The 21,296-nt window shown below is 43.0% G+C and carries 17 protein-coding genes and 2 pseudogenes; 5 read left to right on the top strand and 14 right to left on the bottom strand.

From position 1 onward, the window contains the following. Nucleotides 1-39 precede the first annotated feature (39 nt). Nucleotides 40-477, top strand: coding sequence for a conjugal transfer protein MobA (mobA, locus tag IR083_RS00095; RefSeq protein WP_194222749.1), 438 nt, complete (start codon nucleotides 40-42; stop codon nucleotides 475-477). Continuing rightward, a complete protein-coding gene (gene mobB / locus IR083_RS00090; protein ID WP_194222748.1) occupies nucleotides 462-1,709 on the top strand; it encodes a conjugal transfer protein MobB in 1,248 nt (415 codons plus the stop codon). The genes mobA and mobB overlap by 16 nt, the downstream gene beginning before the upstream one ends. Nucleotides 1,710-1,756: 47 nt before the next feature. Here the strand turns inward: mobB and IR083_RS00085 are convergent, their stop codons facing one another. Beyond that, nucleotides 1,757-2,473, bottom strand: coding sequence for a hypothetical protein (locus IR083_RS00085; RefSeq protein ID WP_194222747.1), 717 nt, complete (start codon nucleotides 2,471-2,473; stop codon nucleotides 1,757-1,759). A gap of 191 nt (nucleotides 2,474-2,664) precedes the next feature. On the opposite strand from IR083_RS00085, the pseudogene IR083_RS00080 reads away from it, so the two are divergent. The 3 genes and pseudogenes from IR083_RS00080 to IR083_RS00070 form a co-directional block, all read left to right on the top strand. Further along, nucleotides 2,665-3,381 (top strand): annotated as a pseudogene (locus tag IR083_RS00080) (YWFCY domain-containing protein); the annotation flags it as partial. Nucleotides 3,382-4,015: 634 nt separating this feature from the next. Next, on the top strand, nucleotides 4,016-5,680 hold the full coding sequence (gene ltrA, locus IR083_RS00075; protein WP_194222854.1) for a group II intron reverse transcriptase/maturase: 1,665 nt from the start codon (nucleotides 4,016-4,018) through the stop codon (nucleotides 5,678-5,680). 105 nt (nucleotides 5,681-5,785) lie between these two features. Beyond that, nucleotides 5,786-7,090: pseudogene (locus IR083_RS00070) on the top strand (TraM recognition domain-containing protein); the annotation flags it as partial. A 66-nt stretch (nucleotides 7,091-7,156) separates the two neighbouring features. Here the strand turns inward: IR083_RS00070 and IR083_RS00065 are convergent. From IR083_RS00065 to IR083_RS00005, 13 genes are all read right to left on the bottom strand, one after another. After that, nucleotides 7,157-7,585, bottom strand: a complete 429-nt coding sequence (locus IR083_RS00065; RefSeq protein ID WP_194222745.1) for an RteC domain-containing protein — start codon at nucleotides 7,583-7,585, stop codon at nucleotides 7,157-7,159. A gap of 280 nt (nucleotides 7,586-7,865) precedes the next feature. Then, complete coding sequence (locus IR083_RS00060) at nucleotides 7,866-8,519, bottom strand: ParB N-terminal domain-containing protein (protein ID WP_194222744.1); 654 nt, start codon at nucleotides 8,517-8,519, stop codon at nucleotides 7,866-7,868. 3 nt (nucleotides 8,520-8,522) lie between these two features. Next, nucleotides 8,523-9,830: a DUF3440 domain-containing protein gene (locus tag IR083_RS00055; protein WP_194222743.1), complete on the bottom strand. Its 1,308-nt coding sequence runs from the start codon at nucleotides 9,828-9,830 to the stop codon at nucleotides 8,523-8,525. After that, nucleotides 9,827-10,237, bottom strand: a complete 411-nt coding sequence (locus IR083_RS00050) for a hypothetical protein (RefSeq protein WP_194222742.1) — start codon at nucleotides 10,235-10,237, stop codon at nucleotides 9,827-9,829. The genes IR083_RS00055 and IR083_RS00050 overlap by 4 nt, the downstream gene beginning before the upstream one ends. Before the next feature lie 85 nt (nucleotides 10,238-10,322). Next, nucleotides 10,323-12,200 (bottom strand): BACON domain-containing protein, encoded by a 1,878-nt coding sequence (locus IR083_RS00045; RefSeq protein WP_194222741.1) that lies wholly within the window; start codon nucleotides 12,198-12,200, stop codon nucleotides 10,323-10,325. A 52-nt stretch (nucleotides 12,201-12,252) separates the two neighbouring features. Continuing rightward, on the bottom strand, nucleotides 12,253-13,197 hold the full coding sequence (locus IR083_RS00040) for a FimB/Mfa2 family fimbrial subunit (protein ID WP_194222740.1): 945 nt from the start codon (nucleotides 13,195-13,197) through the stop codon (nucleotides 12,253-12,255). Nucleotides 13,198-13,224: 27 nt separating this feature from the next. Then, nucleotides 13,225-14,565: an Mfa1 family fimbria major subunit gene (locus tag IR083_RS00035; RefSeq protein ID WP_194222739.1), complete on the bottom strand. Its 1,341-nt coding sequence runs from the start codon at nucleotides 14,563-14,565 to the stop codon at nucleotides 13,225-13,227. A gap of 65 nt (nucleotides 14,566-14,630) precedes the next feature. Further along, entirely contained in the window at nucleotides 14,631-16,181 is a 1,551-nt protein-coding gene (locus tag IR083_RS00030) for a DUF3868 domain-containing protein (RefSeq protein ID WP_194222738.1), read from the bottom strand. A 7-nt stretch (nucleotides 16,182-16,188) separates the two neighbouring features. Then, entirely contained in the window at nucleotides 16,189-16,770 is a 582-nt protein-coding gene (locus tag IR083_RS00025) for a DUF3575 domain-containing protein (protein ID WP_194222737.1), read from the bottom strand. Nucleotides 16,771-17,222: 452 nt separating this feature from the next. Further along, nucleotides 17,223-17,660, bottom strand: a complete 438-nt coding sequence (locus IR083_RS00020; RefSeq protein WP_194222736.1) for a polymer-forming cytoskeletal protein — start codon at nucleotides 17,658-17,660, stop codon at nucleotides 17,223-17,225. A gap of 378 nt (nucleotides 17,661-18,038) precedes the next feature. Next, nucleotides 18,039-18,545 (bottom strand): hypothetical protein, encoded by a 507-nt coding sequence (locus IR083_RS00015; protein WP_194222735.1) that lies wholly within the window; start codon nucleotides 18,543-18,545, stop codon nucleotides 18,039-18,041. Next, the gene (locus tag IR083_RS00010) at nucleotides 18,523-20,649 is read right to left on the bottom strand and encodes a hypothetical protein (protein WP_194222734.1); all 2,127 of its coding nucleotides are present in this window, start codon (nucleotides 20,647-20,649) and stop codon (nucleotides 18,523-18,525) included. Before IR083_RS00010 ends, IR083_RS00015 begins: the two co-directional genes overlap by 23 nt. Nucleotides 20,650-21,002: 353 nt before the next feature. Further along, a partial coding sequence (locus IR083_RS00005) for a hypothetical protein (protein WP_410492832.1) occupies nucleotides 21,003-21,296 on the bottom strand: 294 nt, incomplete at its 5' end.

Raw genomic sequence — 21,296 nt, 5'->3', positions numbered from 1 at the left:
CCCGGAATTGATTGCGATAACCACTTAAAAATCCATTTTATGACAACGGAAAAACAAAAGGCTCCTAAACGGAGTAAAAGGGGACGAACACCGTCCGAGGAAAAAGCAGAGTACAGGTATTCAGTGAACCTGACACCAACGGAACATGCCCGTTTCCTGACTCTTTTTGAAGAATCGGGAGTAAAATCGAAGGCTCAGTTTATCGCTGCGCGGATATTTAATGAAGAATTCCGGGTAGTAAAAACGGACCGCACGCTACTCGAATATGTGACAAAGCTATCTGCTTTCCATGCACAATTCCGGGCAATCGGTGTTAATTACAACCAGATTGTGAAGTCCCTGAACAGTAATTTTTCAGAAAAAAAAGCCCTTGCTTTTCTCTATAAACTGGAAAAAGCAACTATTGAATTGGTAGAAATAAGCAAGCAAATAGTTCTGTTATCCGAAAATTTTCAACGACAATGGTTGCAAAAATAAGTGCCGGGAAATCACTTTTTGGTGCATTGGCTTATAATCAGGAGAAGGTTGATGATGGAAAAGCGAAGGTCTTGGGAGCCAATCTTATTTGTGAACCCGCAGACGGAAAGTTTAACATCGGAGATGTGATGGATGATTTTAACAGGTGGATTCCCTCACATTTCCGTACCAAAAATCCGGTTTTTCATGTGTCGCTCAATCCGCATCCTGATGACAAATTGACGAATGAACAACTTGCTGATATCGGGCGTGAGTATATGGAAAAGCTTGGATATGGTGATCAACCTTATCTCATTTTCAAACATGAGGACATCGACAGGGAACATATACATATCGTCTCGCTACGGGTAAAAAGTGACGGTACTAAGGTAAAGGATTCCAAAGAGCATGAGCGAAGCAAAGCCATTACAATAGAGTTGGAACACAAGTACAACCTGATACCCTCTGAAGGGCAAAACCAGGGAGAACTCTGGATGCTCTCTCCGGTAGATGCTTCCAAAGGAAATCTGAAGAAGCAAATAGCATCGGTCATAGAGCCTTTGACATCCATGTACCATTTTCAGACAATAGGTGAATATAAGGCTCTTTTGTCCTTATATAATATAGGCATAGAGGAGTTGCGTGGAGAAGCGAAAGAGAAACCATACCGTGGATTATTGTATTCTACTCTTGATAAAGAAGGAAATAAGGTCGGCAAACCTTTGAAATCATCTATTTTCAGTAAAACAGTTGGATTGGATAGCTTGGAAGAGCGTATGACAGAATCTTCTCAGAAGATAAAAGAAGGAAAAATTCGGGATCAAACACGAAAAATAGTATTCGAAGCATTGGTTACAGCAAAAGATGAGCTTCAATTCAGAAGAAAGCTCCAATCCTCAAATATTGATCTGGTATTGAGGCGTAATGATGAGGGAAGAATATACGGTGCGACCTTTATCGATCATAACAACCGATGTGTACTCAATGGTTCACGGCTCGGTAAGGAATTTTCCGCTAATGCATTAAATGAAAAATTCAGCAACAAGGAGTATATCGATAATACACAATCACAAACTATTCAATCGGCAGATGTACCAACGATAAACAGTCCGGTTAATTTGGAGAGTATCGGAAATATGATTGATTCGCTCTTGGATATTCCTGTATTTGACAACTCGGCTAACCCTGATGCCAATAATCGGCAGTTGAAGAAGAAAAGGAAGAAGAATAGACGGTACGGCAGACAGATGTAATAAATATACAATGCTCATAGAATATGCTTGTTTGTGATAGGTTCTGCTTACCAGAACCTATCTTCTTCGTACCATTTTCCCTCTTTGTTCTGGTATAAATTCCCGACAGCATAACCGTTATGCTCTCTTCGATAAAAAGAATATCTTCCATCTCCATCATCGAATCCATAAAGGTCAACTTCATTCATTTTTGCGATAATAGGAAAACCATAGCCGTTATTTTCATGGCAGTGGCATTTCATTTTGGGACATTCGTGATTAAACGTGCCAAATACAGTGCGAGCCAGAAAATCTTCATCTTGTACTGTTCCGCAATGTTGACATTTATTACTCCAATATTTAATCGATCTTTTCGGGGACTGTAAATAATCCCATTGAGGAAATATTTTCTGTATAAGCCGGGCTGTAGGAAACGGTATAAAGCGGATATGACCAAAAGAATATAGACAGTCACCCTCGTCCCAGCGTTCTCCCTTTTTATTCTGTTCCATCTTTATATGCAGGGATTGGGAAGCTAGAGATATTACTGAAGTTCTATTACGGCATTGGTTGCATATTACCGGAGCTTCATGGATATAAAACCCTTCGCTAATAATGGCAACAGTGTTTTCGGGGAGCCAGTGATCAAAAGTTTCGGGAGTATCGTCGTCTCTAAAATAGAAACATTTAAAATCCTGATCAAACTTTCCTCCTTCAGAAAAAAACACCTTTTCCTGACCTTTGGGTACACTTACAATTGTTCCTTTATATTCGGCCGTATACATGATAGGTTCTGTTAATGTAACTTTTGTAAAGATATAATTAAAATAAACTACTTAATTGCTTTGTTTCACTTTTCAGTTTTTGTGCCACTCACTGCCATACTAACGCCACTTCCTACAAGAAAGATGTAAGTAGCTATATAACAATACGCTATCCTCTCATATTTGCATTTTATCAATTAAAAATTCATATTATGCAACAAGAAGATGATTTGAGAGGACTCGCAAAAGTCATGGATTTTATGCGGGCTATTAGTATTCTATTTGTAATTATTCATATCTATTGGTATTGTTATGAATCGATATTCGAATGGAAAATCAACATTGACGTAGTAGATAGAATTCTACTGAACTTTAACCGGACAACAGGATTATTCAAAGCATTATTGTACACAAAGCTTTTCCCTATTGTATTTCTTGCACTTTCATGTTTGGGAACAAAAGGAGTAAAAGAAGAAAAGATCACATGGGATAAGATTTATATACTACTTGTGATTGGTTTTCTTTTATTCTTTATGAATTGGTGGCTATTAGAGCTACCTTTTCCATCCACTTCCAGCAGCATCATTTATATTTTTACGCTTACCTGTGGCTATTTATGTTTACTGGTAGCAGGTACGTGGATGTCACGTCTTTTGAAAAACACACTGATGGATGACGTTTTCAATTTAGAAAACGAATCATTTATGCAGGAAACCCGCTTGATGGAGAATGAGTATTCAGTTAATCTGCCAACGAAATTCTGGTATAAGAAGAAAACATGGCGGGGATGGATAAATGTGGTCAACCCTTTCAGGGCAAGTATAGTATTAGGTACGCCTGGTTCCGGTAAATCATATGCAGTAGTTAATTCATATATGAAACAACAGATTGAAAAAGGATTTTCAATGTACGTGTATGACTTTAAATTCGTGTGACGTGGTAAGTTACACCAGTAGCTGTCTGTCAGCGGAATAAATCCACCGAACAGACCTATTGTTTCGCCAATAGTAGCCTACGAGCAGGTGCGCTTGTACAAGGGTATCAAGCTGCTCGGACAAGGTAGCCCTCCCGAAAGGGTCAAGAACAAACCATGAGGGGAGTTCAAAGGCCGTAAGCATTATGCGGTTGGGGAGCTTGGCTCGGAAGGTATGGTCAACGTAAGTGAATTGCTAATAAACGTCGTTAAGTCGAACAAGCCTACGAATGCTAACAGGCTTGAACCAAAATGGTAAAGTGGCTGGATAACCCTGTGAATTTTGGGGTTACGCGAACAACAAAGCCATCGGCGAAGAGGCAAGACCTAACCCATCCTGGTACTTGGTGTAGAACACGGTAAGCCCGTATATCTCCCGCAAGGGTAGGCAATCCGTAAGGAACGCTAATGGGTATGCGGGTAAAGGAAAACCGGAGAAAGCGAACGCTGTTCTGTAATGGAGCAGATACGGGTTAAGCCGAAATCATGAATTGATTTTGTCAACATTACTCGACGCGAAAGCGGGCAAACTTCCGGTATGGTAACGTTTTACAAGATAACTTTTAGAACTTATGAAAGAAGGAAAGCAAATGAACGAAAGTAAAACATCGTGTGCGTCTTCTGACCAAAACGGGCAAACTTGGGAAAGCATCGACTGGAACAAGTGCGAACAAACGGTCAATAAGCTGCAAGCGCGTATTGTAAAAGCTCAGAAAGAAGGTAGGTACGGCAAAGTGAAAGCTCTGCAATGGACACTTACCCACTCGTTTTATGCCAAAGCATTGGCTGTGAAACGAGTTACTTCTAACAATGGCAAGAAAACTTCGGGTGTGGATAATGTCCTATGGTCTACTTCACTATCGAAACTCAAAGCCATCGTGACACTAAAAAGGAGAGGCTACAAACCTCAACCGTTAAAACGAGTAAACATTAAAAAGAGTAATGGCAAACTTCGTCCATTGGGAATACCAACAATGAAAGACAGAGCGATGCAAGCCCTCTACCTGATGGCATTAGAGCCAGTGTCCGAAACTACAGCGGACAACTACTCCTTTGGCTTCAGGAAAGACCGCAGCACTGCTGATGCAATGGCTCGTTGCCATTCACTTCTGTCCAAGAAAACGTCGGCACAATGGGTGTTGGAGGGAGATATTAAAGGTTGTTTCGACCATATCAGTCATAATTGGTTAATGGAGAATATCCCTATGGATAAATCCATATTACAAAAATGGCTAAAATGTGGATTCGTGTACAACAATGAACTCTTTCCGACAGAAGAAGGAACGCCACAGGGCGGAATCATTTCGCCGACTCTTGCCAATATGACACTCGACGGGTTACAGACGCTTTTGGAAATCAACTTCCCTTGGGAACACATTCCCGGTAAGTCGGGATGGTACTGTCCGAAAGTCAGGCTGGTTCGCTATGCAGATGATTTTATCATCACGGGCGACACGAAAGAACTATTGGAGCAGAAAGTCAAACCTCTGGTCTCTCAATTCCTTGCAGAACGAGGATTGATGCTATCGGAAGAAAAGACTAAAATCACACATATAAGTGATGGCTTCGACTTTCTTGGTTTCAACGTCCGTAAATTTAAGGATACTCTGCTAACGCAACCCGCCAAAGACAGAATCAAACGAATGTTGAGCAAAGTCAAATACGAAATCAAACGATTCCGTGGCGATGCACAACACCAGTTGATTATGCGACTGAATCCGATACTCAGCGGATGGGCAAACTACTATCAATATAGTGCGGCCTCAAACGTTTTCCGCAAAGCAGACTACCAAATCTTCAAGAAGTTGTGGCAATGGGCACTCCGCAGGCATGGTAACAAGTGCAAGGGGTGGATTAAAGACCGCTATTTCCATAGAATTGATGGTCGTGACTGGGTATTTGCTGTTAAGAAAAAGAATGAGAAGAAAGAGGAATACTACATTCCGGTTACTATCCTGTTCAATACTAAAATAGCCAAATACCCACAACTGAAATGTGACATTAATCCTTTTGACCCTGAATGGAGGCAGTATCTTGAAAAAAGAAGAACTACCAAAATGAAAATGAGCCTTAAAGGGAAAAGGTCACTCATCGCAATGTGGGAAAGACAAAAGCGAAGCTGTGTTCTGTGCGGTCAGCCAATTACAGCAGAAACCGCATGGCACACAATGAACCAACAAAAGGATGGAAGAAACCATCTCTGCCTGGTTCATGATAGCTGTTATCAAAGTGTTACACATAAAAAGAAGAAGTAAGTTATGAGCATATTCCTATTTAAAAGGAAATATTGTTTGCTTGAGCCGTGTGAGGGGAAACTTTCACGCACGGTTCTTAGGGGGGAAAGCACCCGCAAGGGTGCTGACCTACCCGACCCCGATCTTTCCACCATTGCATACAACCATCTATTGAATAATCAGAAAGGATATAAGACAGTACCTAAATTCTATGTAATAAACTTTGATGACCCTTCCCGTTCACATCGATGCAATCCCATCAATCCCTCTTTTATGAATGATATTTCGGATGCCTATGAATCGGCTTATACTATAATGCTTAACCTTAATAAAACGTGGGTACAGAAGCAGGGAGACTTTTTTGTAGAATCTCCGATCATTTTATTTGCGGCTATTATCTGGTATTTACGTATTTACGAAGATGGAAAATACTGTACTTTCCCTCATGCCATTGAGTTTTTGAATAAACGCTATGAAGATATTTTTCCGATTTTAACTTCATATCCTGATCTGGAGAACTATCTTTCACCTTTTATGGATGCCTGGCTCGGCGGTGCGATGGAGCAGCTCCAGGGTCAGATTGCTTCCGCTAAAATCCCTTTATCCAGGATGATAAGCCCCCAATTGTACTGGGTGATGAGTGGTGACGAATTTACCCTTGATATCAACAACCCTGATGAACCCAAAATATTGGCAGTCGGCAATAATCCGGACCGCCAGAATATTTATGGTGCAGCACTCGGTTTATATAACAGCCGTATTGTTAAACTGGTGAATAAGAAAGGGCAGCTAAAGAGTAGTATTGTGATCGATGAGTTGCCAACTATTTATTTTAAAGGTTTAGACAATCTGATCGCCACAGCCAGAAGTAATAAAGTTGCAGTACTCCTTGGCTTTCAAGACTTTTCTCAACTAAAGAGAGATTATGGAGACAAGGAGTCCGCAGTGGTGATGAATACCGTCGGCAATATTTTTTCGGGACAAGTGGTAGGTGAAACAGCTAAATCTTTATCGGATCGCTTTGGAAAAGTGTTACAGAAGCGGTCTTCTATGACAATTAATCGTCAAGATAAATCCACCTCAATCAGTACACAGATGGATAGTCTGATACCTGCATCAAAAATAAGCAATTTGACTCAGGGAATGTTTGTAGGAGCCGTTGCGGATAATTTCGATGAACGAATAGAGCAAAAAATATTTCATGCTGAGATTGTTGTTGATAATGACAAAGTCGCAGCCGAAACGAAAAACTATAAGAAGATTCCTGTTATTACCAGCTTTGTAGATGAGAACGGCGTGGATCGTATGAAAGAACAGATACAAGAAAACTATAATCGTATCAAAGCAGAGGTGAAGCAAATCGTGGAAGATGAACTGATTCGTATTAAAGCAGATCCGGAACTGAGTAAATTATTACCTAAAGAAGAATAAACTGAATTAGGGTGATCTCTCACATGATCACCCTATAATACGTTGTTATTGGAAAGTTTGTTCACTTTACCTCCGGCAGTTTTTTTCGTCATCCCTGTCCATCTTTAATTCCAGCTTTTTTTTCAATTTATCTATGAATGCAGTTCTGTTACCGCTTTTCGTTCGCATTTTATAGTAAAAATCAGAGCATCGTTCAACTTTTATATTAAATGTTTCTCCTAAAAATTCCACAAATGCCATAATTTCAACATCGCCATTATCAACACATCCTGCTTCTAATATGGCATATGCAAGTTCAACGAGATTAGATATATCTGCGGTCCACTGATATTTGAATCTTTTATTTTTTTTTTGTATCCGGGGGTTCGAAGATACATCTTCCGATTTAATTAATTCAATTGCACAATCCAGCATTAGGATTGCTTTAGCCAGATAATCAAATACCTCATTTTTTCCCCGATTCGTATTCGGATTTTCTGTTTTGTATGGATACAAATTCTATACGGGTATAGTTCAATATAAGGAAAAGGCTGATGTGGTCAATTTCAGATTTACAAAAAGAGAATATGCTGTGTGTAAAACTCTTGTACGCATTTTTAATGTCCATACTATAACATTGCTTCTCTGTGTAATCCCGTATACAGTAATAAAAATCTGTTTCTAATAATATTTCCATGGTCCTGCTAAATTAATATTGTTAATAATGAAAACATGATAGATCAGTACTTCAGGGGTCACAGCATGGCCTCTATACTCCTCGTTTTACCGGGCCGTATTAAGTCTGTTCCCCTTCGCTTTTGGAAAACTCCCTGCCGGCAAATAAAGCGGCCAGTCCGGTCAGTTGCTTTAAGCGGAGTATCTCATCCATATCCATACCCACATGCTTAGCTATCCAGGCGGTGGACTTGCCCACAGAGACCAGTTCCCGCACAATGGAGGACATCAGCCCGATGTCATGCGACCCCCTGGCCCTGTTATGGCGTATGGTCGAGGCCATCCGGTTGTCCAGGCCGCGTTGCGCCTCACGGATAAAGGTAACCGGCAGGCGGCCGTATGTAGCGGCGGATATCTTTTGCGAGCGTATTTCAGCCTGCCGGCGGTGGAACCCGTCCACAATCCGGAACAGGCCGTCCTGGGGACTGGTAACCACAGGCATGGTATAACCGTCTTCTTCGATCGAGGTGACCAGCAGCCGCATTTCGGGAGGAGCCACGCTGTTCGGATTATAATCGTTGCCTTCCACATGCCCGGTCTTCTCCCAGGCGACAAAATCGACCGGCTGGTGGTTCAGCGGACTGACCCGGTGAAGCAGCATACGCACATAATTAAGCGTATCGATCCGGTCCTGTATCCCGGCAATGCCGCTTATCAAACGGCAAATCTCATTTGCCAGGTCCTGCACCTGTATATTTATTTTATCTGTTTCCATCTTTTATAATAGTTTCCTGTATTTCTCCAGAAGTTCCTGCTGCCGTAATATCTGCCTGCGGGTAATAGAAAACGAGAGGCTTTGGCACAGTATATCGTTCTTGAGTATAGCCATGCACATACGTCTCCAGGAAAGGAAATCGGACTTGTTATCCAAGCCGGGCAACACATCGGGGATGCTGCGGAATCTAACGACATATTTGTCACCCTTTCCCCGTTTGCTGTATGCATACGTATTGACAACCATGTCCGGGTCCAGCTCTAAAATATCTTCATTGCAGACAGGTGAACCGACCCTGTGCCAGTAACGGATAAACCGGATGAATTTAGTGGTATATATGCTGCGGGTTTCTTCGGGCAGTGTTTTCAGCAGGAACTTGCAGTAGCTTCTCCATGTATGCCCCCGGGGGAGGCTTATCCTTCTGGCTCCCGTCGCTTTGGTCCCGCAATAGATATTCCCGAAGTTGGCTCCGCTGACACGGTCCACCACTTTTACCCATGTTTCGGGCTCAAGCTCCCTGAACAGGTTCAGCCCGGCTTTCTGCTCGTCCCCGTAAGGTTCGCAGATACGCATCCTGGACAAGGGAACGCCGGCTTTATAAAACAGGTCGTAAATCGGGTTGTAAGGCTTCCGGTATTTACCGTTATAGACCCAGATATCGCTTGTCTTCCAATCGTATACCGGGTAGAAATTGTAGGTGGTATCCGATACCCGCGTCGAATATTTCTTATTGTCGAACGTACTCTTGTCAGGCCGTTGTATGGCCCGGTAACGATTCAGGCTCTCATCCGTGCGGATGCCTATCAGGCAGGCCGTCTTTTTATTCCCGTGTTGCCGGGCATACCAATCGCCGAACAGGGGAGTGAACTCTTCGAAAGTCATATTCTCCCTGTAAAAATCAAAGGGATGGTTGTCCTTATTGATAATGAAGTCATGTTCCGGCATCGGGCGCACCCATTTGTCTTTTTTAGCCGGATCCCAGAAGATCCAGTACGGCTCGTACATGGAGACCGCATTGGTGGTGGTCATCGGAAGGCAGACCCAATAGGGTTCGATCAGGTCAGTGTTATCCAGGTACATGCGTTCTATGAAGGCGGCGGTTCGTTTATAGGAAGCCTCCACGTCTATATACAGCACGCCGATCTTACGCTTTATTCCGTGCAGGCGCATATAGTCGAGGACCATATTGAGCATCGCCCCGCTATCCTTCCCGCCCGAAAAGGCCAGGTATATATTCCCGAATTCCGAGAATATATAGCCGATGCGCTCCAGGGCAGCCTCATAGACATCCTTCATCCCGCGCCCGTTCATACGGTCTTTGCCATTTTAAAATACCGCACGCTTTTTCGCGCGACCGTGAATCCCAGCTTTTCCAGGACGGGCAGCTCATACTCTTCCGCCGTAAAGCAGACCGGGGTTCCCGCCTCCATCTCCGACAGGGCCCTGTCCAGCAAGGCTTCCAGCACATCGTTATCCCGCCAGGTGAAATCGTTGCAGATATGCCCGTCGCGGATGGATAAAAATCCGGTCACCATATTTTTGCCTTTGACGGAAATGTACCACAGGTGGTCTTCCGTATTCTTAAACGGATAACCGCCGTTCAGGCGGATCACATCCGGATTCATTACAAAAGGGCCGATAAGGCTGTGAAGCCGCAGGTCCGTACCCCATACCTTCTCGATACGGCAGGTGTGTATATCAAGGCCTGTTACATCCATCGGTTTGCTTTTCAGGTGATACGGCCGGGATTAAATCCTGGTATCGGCAAAGCCGGCCCAGGTTCCCAGGCCGGTCCTGCATCTTTCAGGGAGTGTCCGGCTCTACATAACGTACAATCAACCTCTCTTCGTAAGTTTGCTCTCCATTCGAGACAATAAATACAATACTGGTAGCATTGCCGACATCCTGGTTTCCTGTAACAAGCAGCGTATAGCCCATCATTCCGTTCCTGGAATTGGCGAGAATATATTGTAATGATCCGTCAGGGGAGTTAATTGAAACATTCAGGTGTGGTATATTTGCAACCGGAGCTTCATAGGCTATCAGCCCGGATCCTGCAGGCGTCCATTTTACAATGAACCGGTATGTTTCGGAAAACATTTCGTTACGATATATTAAGATTTCATTATTCTCTATCCTGCCGCCTTCCAGATAATTTGCGTCTGCATGATAAAAAGTGATCACCGGCCTTTGTCTTGTATTTTGTGTGATGATGACCGGGTAGCGCAACCGGCCGGCAGCGAATGTTATCCTGACAGACCTGTCGCTTGCCGTATTATTTTCCTGACAGGTTAATCTGCATTCCGCTTTTATATTTGCATCGCCCCGGGCCTCGAGATCCTGCCTGCCAAAAGGATCGGTAATCGTCAACCAGCCCGGATCGCCGGTTGCGGGTTCCACACTTTCTATAGACATAACTTTCCAACCGGAGGAATTAGCAGTGTTGCGTACATAATCGGTTATGACATTTAATATCCCGGCAGATCCCTCTGTTGAAGCATCTTTCGAGAACAGGATATTATTCTTATCCACACTCAGGTAATTTTGCCCGTCGAAAACGATGTCATTCATGCCGGAGTCATTCCAATCGAGGATTTCGACATCCATATTGACGCCGATACCTTCCCAGGCCTCTTCCGGCGTATTATGGCCGGGCCCGTTAACGTCTATAATATTGACCAGGTATTGATAATTACGGAGGATGCTCCTGAAAGATTTATCGTTATTCAAAAAATCCACCCTGTAATAAGTTTCGCGGGTATCATTCTCATACCAGCCACCGATGACTAAACCGGTTGCCTTTGAACGGTTTTTATCTGTAGGGGGCATCGTTTCGAATGTATAGATCGTATTGAGCATGGAAATATTTTCCTCGCTAAAATCATTGTCATATACCAATGGACCGGCCCAGGACCGGGGAGTGGCCGCAAGCGTGGCACCCGTGACAAACGGCTTGTTATCCGTTCCTTTGGTAATCACGTTAGGATCGGGGACAATGGCCCCGTTGGCATTCGTATTATACACCCTGACACTTTTCAGCTTAAACCGGTTTGCAAGCCCCTGAACCGATTTGTCCAGCTGTACATTGATTTTGGCAACCATCCGTAAAAGGAATACAGGGGACTCCAGTGCGGTAAAAGAAGAATTTATTCTAACAGTCTGGCTTTCGCCCCACATGGGTAAAGGGGTGTAATTCGCGGAGGTATCCCATTTGTTGCCTGAAGTTATGGAAAATTCCAGGCCGCCAAGCATATCATCCTTTTCCATGCCTTTCAAAGGAGCCGAATCAACCAAATCCTTGATTTTCGATCCGGTATTGGTTATGACAACCAGCCTCTGCAAGTAATCTTTTTCCAGTACGGTTACTATATATGACTGTACCGCAGCTGCTCCCGCATTAGTGGCTGCAGGACGTACTTTTGCACAATAATCGTAATATTCTTTTCCGTCATCTGCTACGCGGAAGGCCAATACATCTATAGTCTGTATAGCCTGCTCCTGAGTATTGCCCAGCGACTTTGTTGCCTGCGCAGCCGGAACAGCTATCCTGACTGTCACTTCTTTTTCTGTTGCCTCCGAGGAAATAGCCTGGTTGCCATCTTCAGAACTACATGATGAGGTTACAAATATTATCATAAACAGCAACAACCAACTTTGCCATATATTTGCTAATCTATCCATTTTAATTATTTTAATTGTAATATTATTTTTCACAGCCTTTTCCGGGTTACTTTTACTCGGTCATTAATTCATTATCTGAAGGAACCAGCTTCCATCCGTTTATCAGGACGTCAGTCCCAACGAAAAGAATTTCGATGTCATAATTATGCCTTTTGTCGAAATCATTCCCGGGGTATATAAGTTCCAGCAATCGCACCAGGCTGGTTGTAATTCCCTTCGCATTGGGAAACAATACTTTCCCGGTAGTCGCATCCAGTATTTGCAATGAAGCGCCGGGACGGCTTCCCGACAACTTCAGGACCGTTAGGGACGACCCCAGGGTACCAGACTCATACTTCGCGCCTTTTGTATACGAAAACCGGGTACACGGTGAGAAATCATTATCAAAAGTGTAAATTCCATTGTCATCGCTTATTTCGAAGCGATAATCATGGTCATCGGGTAAAAGCCCCCCGACACTGATATTGATCGTATTGGTATTCCGGGTAACAGGTATCGTTACCAAATTGTCTGTTCCTTTTATCATCGCTTCCTTATTCCCGTAAAGCAATAAAGGAAGCGTGGTCTCCTCTTCATTTATCATTCTGTTATCCGGGACCTGGAGGAGAAAGTGTTGCGAAGCCTTTGCAGCTCCTACAGCCAGGTCGCTGGGCAGGGGACTGAATGCATATGGAGAGTCCGGATTGAACCATACGGCAAAACGGTATGTTCCCGCATCCAGTCCGATACCGGTCTGATAAGTTTCATTCAGCCGCGGAGTATTTATCTCCCGGTAAGCTATAAACCTGTCATCTTGGTCATAGACAAAAAGTACGGCTTTGTTTAACCCGGCCTGGTACCCCGCATCCATCTCTTCCGTCCCCTCGTGTAAAAAGAGCACTTGCACCTCCCTGCCTTCCGGCGGACATATGCCGCTTATTTCCCCCTGAATGCAAGAGGATAAGGATAGCAATACGCACAGTACTACGCAGGAGTAATATGTTAATATCCGGTTCATCTGAATTTCTTTCATAAACAGCATTAATCAAGGCTCCAATTCGTAATTACCCAGAACGGGATCATTCCAGTAAACCACCTCCACATTAATTGTAATATCAACATCGCTTGCCGGCGGGCTATCCGGGTCTTTCGGGTCATCTGTAGGCCGTCCGGGAACCAGGATGCGCGTGACCGTACATTTATAATAATCATTGCGCAGCACATCCCATACATTCTTATTCAGGTACATATCCCAGTAGCAGAGCCCGTCTGTATAGGTGACGATATCTGCCGCCGTTTTTCCGTTAGCAACGGCATAGTTCTCTGCTGTAGTGCGGTCAAAGAAGCAATATATTTGCGGCTCAGGCCGGCTCAGTATGATTGTATAGAATGTCTGCGGCGCGGTTTTTCCCTGTGAAGCGGATGTTACCTCAATATAATTTCCATTCCCGTAAATTACCACCGAGGCAGGTAAAAATCCGGCCCGCACCTGAGCCCGTGTTATTTCCTTTACCCTGTGGTATTGCGATGTATTTTCGGCGGCATACAGGGCATTCAGATTCCTGGGATCTGTAACATCCGGTTCATTTACCCGTATATAATCATTTGCAGTAGCTTCAGAGAAATCGGATGCCGTATAAACATCCCAGTTCGGATCCTTAAAATCCGGGGCAGCGCCTTGTATAAAATAAGACTTGCTGTTAAAGTTATTTATTGCAAAGCGCATATCGAACAATGTTCCCGGAACTCCGGCCTGCACCATATCCGCAGCTTTCTGTGCCGTAACTTTGGCTACCATACGTTCTACGCTAATTGTGGGATTGTTGGCAGCCCCATTCTTTACAAATTCATAGGTAAGGAGCTCCGTGCTTGTCATAACAATAGAGCCGTCTGCGGCTACCAGCTGGTTTGCTGCTAACGTTTGGGCAACCTGCGTCAGTTCATTAGACGGTTTATCTTCAAGGGCTGCTGCCACACCCGAAGGCAGGTTTACAGCGACAAAGATTTTTTTAGGCCCGGTAGTAGCGGGGATCTTAGTTGTGGAAGCATACTGGTATTTGTCGGATGTCCCGCTACCTTCCACTTGGGTAAAATCCGCGACGGAAAGGGATGTATGGGAAATATAATAACCGCTTTCACCATAAATGAAAACATCCACCGTCCCTACTTTCGCTTCCGCCTCCGTTGCGTTGGGGTCTCCGGTGCTTTTAAGAAAACTCTTGGTTCCCGGGGTGGTTATCGACGAAAAATTCAGTTTGAGATTAAAGGTCGTTCTTTCACCTTCCGCAGAGAGACTTTCATCCTCCATTTTGCTGCTATCGCATCCTGAAAAGGATATAAACAGGATACTGATTAACGAAATCATTATTTTTTTACTAACTTTCATATATATATATTTTAAAAATGATTATTTTTCATATTTTCTTTTCACCGGCCAACGTCCGGTCCCGGTTAACCGGGATCAGCCGGACCCTGTGTTTCATACTTTTGTACGGCAACCTTTAATTCCTCCAGGATTCCAAGATTATATACGGCTTCTTCCACCCCCATATCCTTTGCTTTGGCCAGGTACTTTTCTGCTTCGCCAAGCCGTAATCCGCTCATGTAGACGATACCTAAGTTATTCCAGGCCGCCGGCTCATCCGCATATCCCTCCAGTAGTTCTTCCGCCGCCTTGTAATCTTTTTCCAGGATCAAAACAGAGGCGGCATTTATAGAAGCGGTCTTATCTGAAGGGTAAATAGCTGCCGCCGTTTTGAAAACATTATTAAATGCTGCGCTGCCTTTTTCGTATGTATTAGCGATCCGGAACATTTCATCAAGGCTCAACATACCGGGCTTGCTGTTTAAGAGTTGTTTGCCCTTTTCTATTGTAAAAGACGGTACGTTATATTCTATTTTATAATCTGTTCTCCGCAACAAAGGGAAAAGTGTTTCCAGCATATATTTATATGGCCTGCCTTCGTCCATATCCATCAATTTCTTTTCGCGTCCCTCATGAATGCCCACTGTGTGTATTATATTCAGGAGCTGCCCTTTATTATCCAGTTTCGTGTCTTTTTCGATCAGTTCGGCCAGCCGGGTCCAGTCTTCCCCCAATCCTTCAGATAATACGTCCGTTTCTTTGGGAAAGGTGTAAACTTTATCTACATAACCCAGTAGCGACCCGGCGCGTTTCTGCGATAGGGCCAGGTTCATCTCATAGCTGCCTTCAACCGAAGCATATGCTTTTATATGCAGTTTTGTAATACGGGCGCTAGGCTCTTCCCTGATATAGTTAAGGCTTTGCTCTATTTTTGCCAGTTCCGACCTGTTGTTATACATATCCGGACTGATATTCCATTCACCCTGCCCAAAAATCAGATAAGCCTCCCCTGCACTGGAGCGCTCCTTTTTTTCTTCCCGGGGCGGCGCGATAAAGGCCACATGCGGTGTATATATGCCGAAGTCCGGTTTAATACCCTTTGGTTCCACTATCTTTTCAGGGCCGGTTATACCATTTGCAACCAAATATTCCGTATAATCTTTTGCTGAACCGTCACAGCCGCATAAATCGGCGCTCAGGTAAACCGAAGCGTTTTTCATCCATGGTTCATAAGTTATAGAAGTCTTGTATGATATAACCTTATCTACATCTTTCTTATCCGCCCGAAACACGCTATGGACAGACAGGTCTTTTTCCATGCCTGTCAGGATGAGTCCCCGTTTGTACAGCTTGTCCCTGGTTTTCCCATTGATCAGCGAGGCCGGCAGAAATTGTTGCTTTCCGTCGATGGTATCCCGGATAACAGGCGTTAGAACCAGGCGGTTATTTGCTGACACATGCACATTATGGATCAGAATATCGAAATCCATCACCAGCTTATCGCCCATTTTGCCCAACTCGTTTTTCTTTATTCGGATACTGTTGTGTAAACGGCTTTGTCCGAAAATATTCTGAACACCTGCGAACAGGAACAAAAACAGACAGACAGATATAATTCTAGTATTCTTTAGTAGCATATCCTCATTATTTTATTATATAAATCAACGTAATACCGGCCTGGGTCGGCCCCCAGTAGTTTTTCTGCAGATGCCCGGCATATTTTACACATTCCCTGCATTCATACTTATCATAATCCAGATACGCATATCCTATCCCAGCGGATAACTCCAGGTTCCAGCGTGGGGATAAATAAAACTGGTATCCGTAACTGATCCCTGCCCCGTAGGCATCACCCTGGTAACGGTATCCTTTCATCCCTGAATACGGGATACCGATTCCCCCGATATCATAATGGGCGTAGAGGGCATGTATGCCAAAAAAATGGCCATTGAACGATTCGCACAGCCACCGGCGGAACTCGGGCTGTACCAATATAAACCTGTATAGCTTGTTTGTCCCGTATTCCCAAGGGTTATAGGTAACCGGTAATTTCAGCGTGTACCGGTCTCCTGTCCTGATTTCTACTCCCAGATTGAGATTCGTCGTGACGTCATAAAGCAGGTTACTGTTTACTGTTATAGCAGGTGTAGCCTGCGTTACGGCTTTGTCCTGCGCATACATAGTACCGATGCAGAAAAAAAGCAATATGAATGTGAATATTCTCATCTTATCTGTTATGTGTTTTAAGCGTGCTTAATAAGTATGGTTTGTTCTGCGGACCCCGGCCCGCCTTATGCCCTTTTTTACAGGCTGTCAATGACATGCTTCCTCCAATACATACCAAAGACCGGTTTTCCGGGTTTCTTATAACCGGTACACCGTGGCCGGCAGTATAACCGGGGGTGGCTGTTTTCTTTACGTATTCCATCATTTCTATCTTTATGCAGCCCAAAAGCCGCGGTTTTATTCTTATTATTCTTATCCGCTTTTAAAAAAGCGGGTTGTCCCGGCTTATCGCAAGCGTGCGACAACCCTGATAAAGACAAATTATTCCTTACCGCTTTAGCGGGGGGAATGACAACAAACTGATATTGGTCCGACCGGTTAATCCGTTTTGCCTGATAATATCTTTTCTGTTGCCGGTACCGTACGATGCATATCCGGTACGGACCGTGCTTTTATTCATCGGTAAAACCCTGTTCCTGTTCCTGTTCCTGTTCGTCCCGGCCGGGCTGTGACAACACGTTGCGGGTCATCATACATCGCCCTTCAAAGCGGGCGCCGGCCTCGATCTCCAGCTCCGCGGTCTCCAAATCCCCATGCAAAAAACCGCCTTTGCGCAGCATGGTACGCCCGGTGATACCGGCATTGCCGTCCAGGTAGCCGCATATGTCCAAAAAGGCAGCCGTGATATTTCCGCACACCTCGCCGCTACGGCCGATGACCACGGTCTTCTCACAACAAATATCCCCAACCACGGCCCCGTCCACGCGCAGGTCTTCACTGAGCTTCACCTGGCCGGTGATAACCGTACCGATAGCCACTATGCTCGGAACCTGGGCCTGCGGTCCGCTTTGCGGGCTCTGCCGTCTTTGTTTTTTTTCAAATAATCCCATCGTTTTATTTAGTTTCTCCGTTTTTTTATATTTCGGTTATGGCTTACATGTCCGGGCCGGACAACAGTTAATTTACCTTACATCGTTTTTTTCCTATCCGGGATATTTTAATAAAAAGCTGGTTATCCCGGCGACAGGGCGATCATCAGCAATGGATGCCGCATTATGTCTGTTCTCTTTTTCATATTTAACTTCATATAGCGTTTATATTCTGGTATCAGTACGTTTTTATCCCTGACGAATTGGTTAACAGCTCAATAAATCAGACACAATATACCTGATAATAGAAATTCAGACATACATACCGGCCTTGATTTTCAGTTTCCGCGCCATGTCATGCAAACGGACGGCGTAAGTAGTGTCCGGAGCGTCTTTATATCATAGCTTCGATATGATATTATTTAAAGTCGTTCTATAGTCAGATTCATTCTCATTTGTGCATTTTTCAAGATAATGCAACATCTCTGCTCTGGCAAAACGCTCTTTTTCGTTTAAGTATTCGTTACCAAAAAGAATATTTATTTCTTCTGTTATTGCTTCGAACTTTTGGAAATCCATTATCCTTTTTTCATAGCTGTCATTATCGGCTTTTATTTTTTTTATTAGTTGATCGCGTTTTTTCAGCATATGTCTTTTTTTGTTCTCTTTGTTTTGATCATAGAACAACATGATAAGGATCCCGATCACTAAATACCCCAGCAAGATTTTATACCATTCTTCCGTAAGTTTCACATAATCAAAATCCAAATCTTTTACCCATGTGCATTGTGGAATAATTATTAAAACCAACACCATGATCGTACCTGTCATTTTCATCCTGTTTTGCGAGATAAAATCATTATCTTTAATCCACCCTATAATTTTAGAAATCTTTTGTAGTTTCATCGATTTTATCCTTTAGTATTTCCAGTTTATCAATAATAGCCTGTATCCCTTCATATCTTCTTGTCCTGGCATAACCGAGCATTTTTTCAACAAAAACCTGTACAAAAAATATTTTCCCGTCATGATAGAATGGTGCGAAGTTATTGAAGTAATGTTTTCTGCATTCCGGGGTTTCCAATGCTCCATAAAATGCTTTTTCCTCTTCAAATAAAAATTCAAAGTATTTTATTACCTGTTCAAATCTTAAAATGACATTCTTTTTTGTTTCAATACAACTTAGTATCCCGGATTCATCTTTGAAATTAATGTCATCTTTCATAAAGTAAAAGTATTCGAAGATCGAGATGATCGACCTGTAATAATAATGGCCTAAGTCTTCCATGTAAAACGCGGCTGTAGTATCTATCTTTTCAGATATTTTATCGGGGTTTTCCGCCTCAGGAATTGCCAGTATTGTATTATTACCGATCAGATTGTAATTATTCAGGCGTTTAAGCGCTCTTGAGATATCTTTTTCGATCGTTTCGTCGGAATAATTTTTTGCAACAACTTCTTTATATCTTTCGAGAATATCAGTAGAAGTGAATGAAGAGCTTCCGTTCCTTGAAAAAAACGATAACAGATGCAGCCTTATTAAATATGTATTGATACTTGATGTGCCGTTGCATAAAATATTTACGACAAATTTGTCGGGTTCATTAAACACCATTCCAAATACGGTTTCATAGTTATTTGTAAATATGGCTGAATACACAATCCATATAGGGACATTATTACTGGTTTCAGCGGTAATGTGTTTTTCCACCAAACTACAAATTATGGATGGACTGGCATCGATATAACCTGATTTCAAATAAATTTTAATAAATTCATTCAACTTCCTCAGATTACCGCCCGAAATATTTTTCAAAAATTCCAAAACCGAGTTACTTAGGGATATATCTTTAAAGTTGTTAAAGAACAACACGACATTTAATGGTTTCAGAATCAAATTGCCACCTATATTGATACCATCCCCGGCAGATATACTTTCGCTTTTGGCGATCCGTTCCGACATCTTGCTGAATTTCGCTTTCAGATAATCCTTTGCAAAACTATCTGTAAATGAAATCTGATTATTAATCCGTATTGCTTCCGCTATACTTCTTGATACGATGTCATATGAACGCGGACGCATCGAAACGATGACCTTTATCTTATAAGTATGTGCCAATTTATAGCTCTCTGTAAATAGATAGGTTTGGACAGTAGTGTGTAAGGGATCCAGGTCGTCCAGGACAATCAATGGAATTGCGCGACAATCGGTACTGGCGTTGCAATAAGAGAAGGAATACAATATTACTTTTTCTTCTTTGCCAAGCCTTTCTCTTAGCGTATTCAGTTCTTTTTCCCGGTCATCCGTTGTTATCCACGCGTTTTCATGTTTATGTATAATATTGTTATATTCCGATCTATATGCGGAGAAGATATCCTTTTCAAGTAGATATTGATAAAAAGGACCCTTGATATCACTGTTAATACACTCATAACGAAGATTCCTTATCTTATCGAGGATAATCTTATAAAACAAGCGGGGATATTCCTCTTCACCCGCTAAGTTTAAGCTGTTTATTTCAGAATTAAAAGATATATAAACAGGCAAGCAAGGTTTAAAAACAGGCTGGTCCGTGGAATCCTTCCGTTTGTTGAACATAGGAATTAAATAACGGGAAATATATCTTAAAAATGTAGTCTTTCCCCAGCCCTTTTTCCCTGTCAGCAATAAGCGGTGTCCCCCGTTATATATGAAATCAAATATTTTACGCTCCATGGTTCCTACTTTATCAGTCAGGTCTGCCGGAATATTTAATCTCGCAGGATTGATCTCGACCTGGTCGTTTGTTTTATCAAAAACGATAAACTGATCTTCAAAAAAAGTGGTCTCGTCCTCATTGGGAGTATGTATGATCTCATCACCTTTACATTTGATGTTTAACTCGCCGGCATCCGGAACTGTTGCAAAGATTATTTCTTCTATATCCTTTCCAAAGTATTGATATATCGCGTTATTCGGCAATTTATACCTGGCACTTTCACTCTTGTATTTGTTTGCTAATTTTCCCATAATTTCGTTCGTTTATTTTTGATAGACAATGATAGTAACCTCCCTGTAAAAATCTATTAACTCTTTTATGACCTCAGAGCCTGCGTTACTTTCAATAATAAATCCTTTTACCTTATTATTTATCCTAACTTTCCTGTTTATTATTACTCCTTTTTACAGATCGTGCGAACCGGTATTTGCGCGCTTATCCCGATGGTAAGGATCAATAAAATAGCCGGTAATAAATTCCTTTTTCATTCTAATCGTCATTTTTAATAATCATATAAAGCTTTCTGATCCGCCTGCAAATCCCGGAGGGCCGGCCTGTTCCTGTTTGCGGGGGCATGACAGGCCAGTCCTTCTCGGCTCGCGACTCATTTCCTGCGCGTCAGCGTTACCGGAATATCTTCTTGTCCTTCACTATGCAGGGTGCCTTTCAGGAGGTTTCCCCTGATATACACCCCGCCTATCTCAAGCACCAGCGGGGGGCGGCTGTCGTAAATCAATGTCAGCGTCCCGTTTTTGATTGTCCACTGAAAAGTCAGGTTACAAACGGGTCTGGAATCTGAAGCCGAACCGGCATCATATTGCTTGTCGGAGCCTGTGCCGTTGCCTATGAAATACAGTTCGCTGATCACGGGCCTCCCGTCGAAATTGAAGCCCAGGTC

It is taken from the genome of Dysgonomonas sp. GY75 (assembly GCF_015234155.1).
Lineage (GTDB): Bacteria > Bacteroidota > Bacteroidia > Bacteroidales > Dysgonomonadaceae > Dysgonomonas > Dysgonomonas gadei.
The sequence above is the reverse complement of the archived record's forward strand: the minus strand, read 5'-3'. Positions and strand labels throughout refer to the sequence as shown.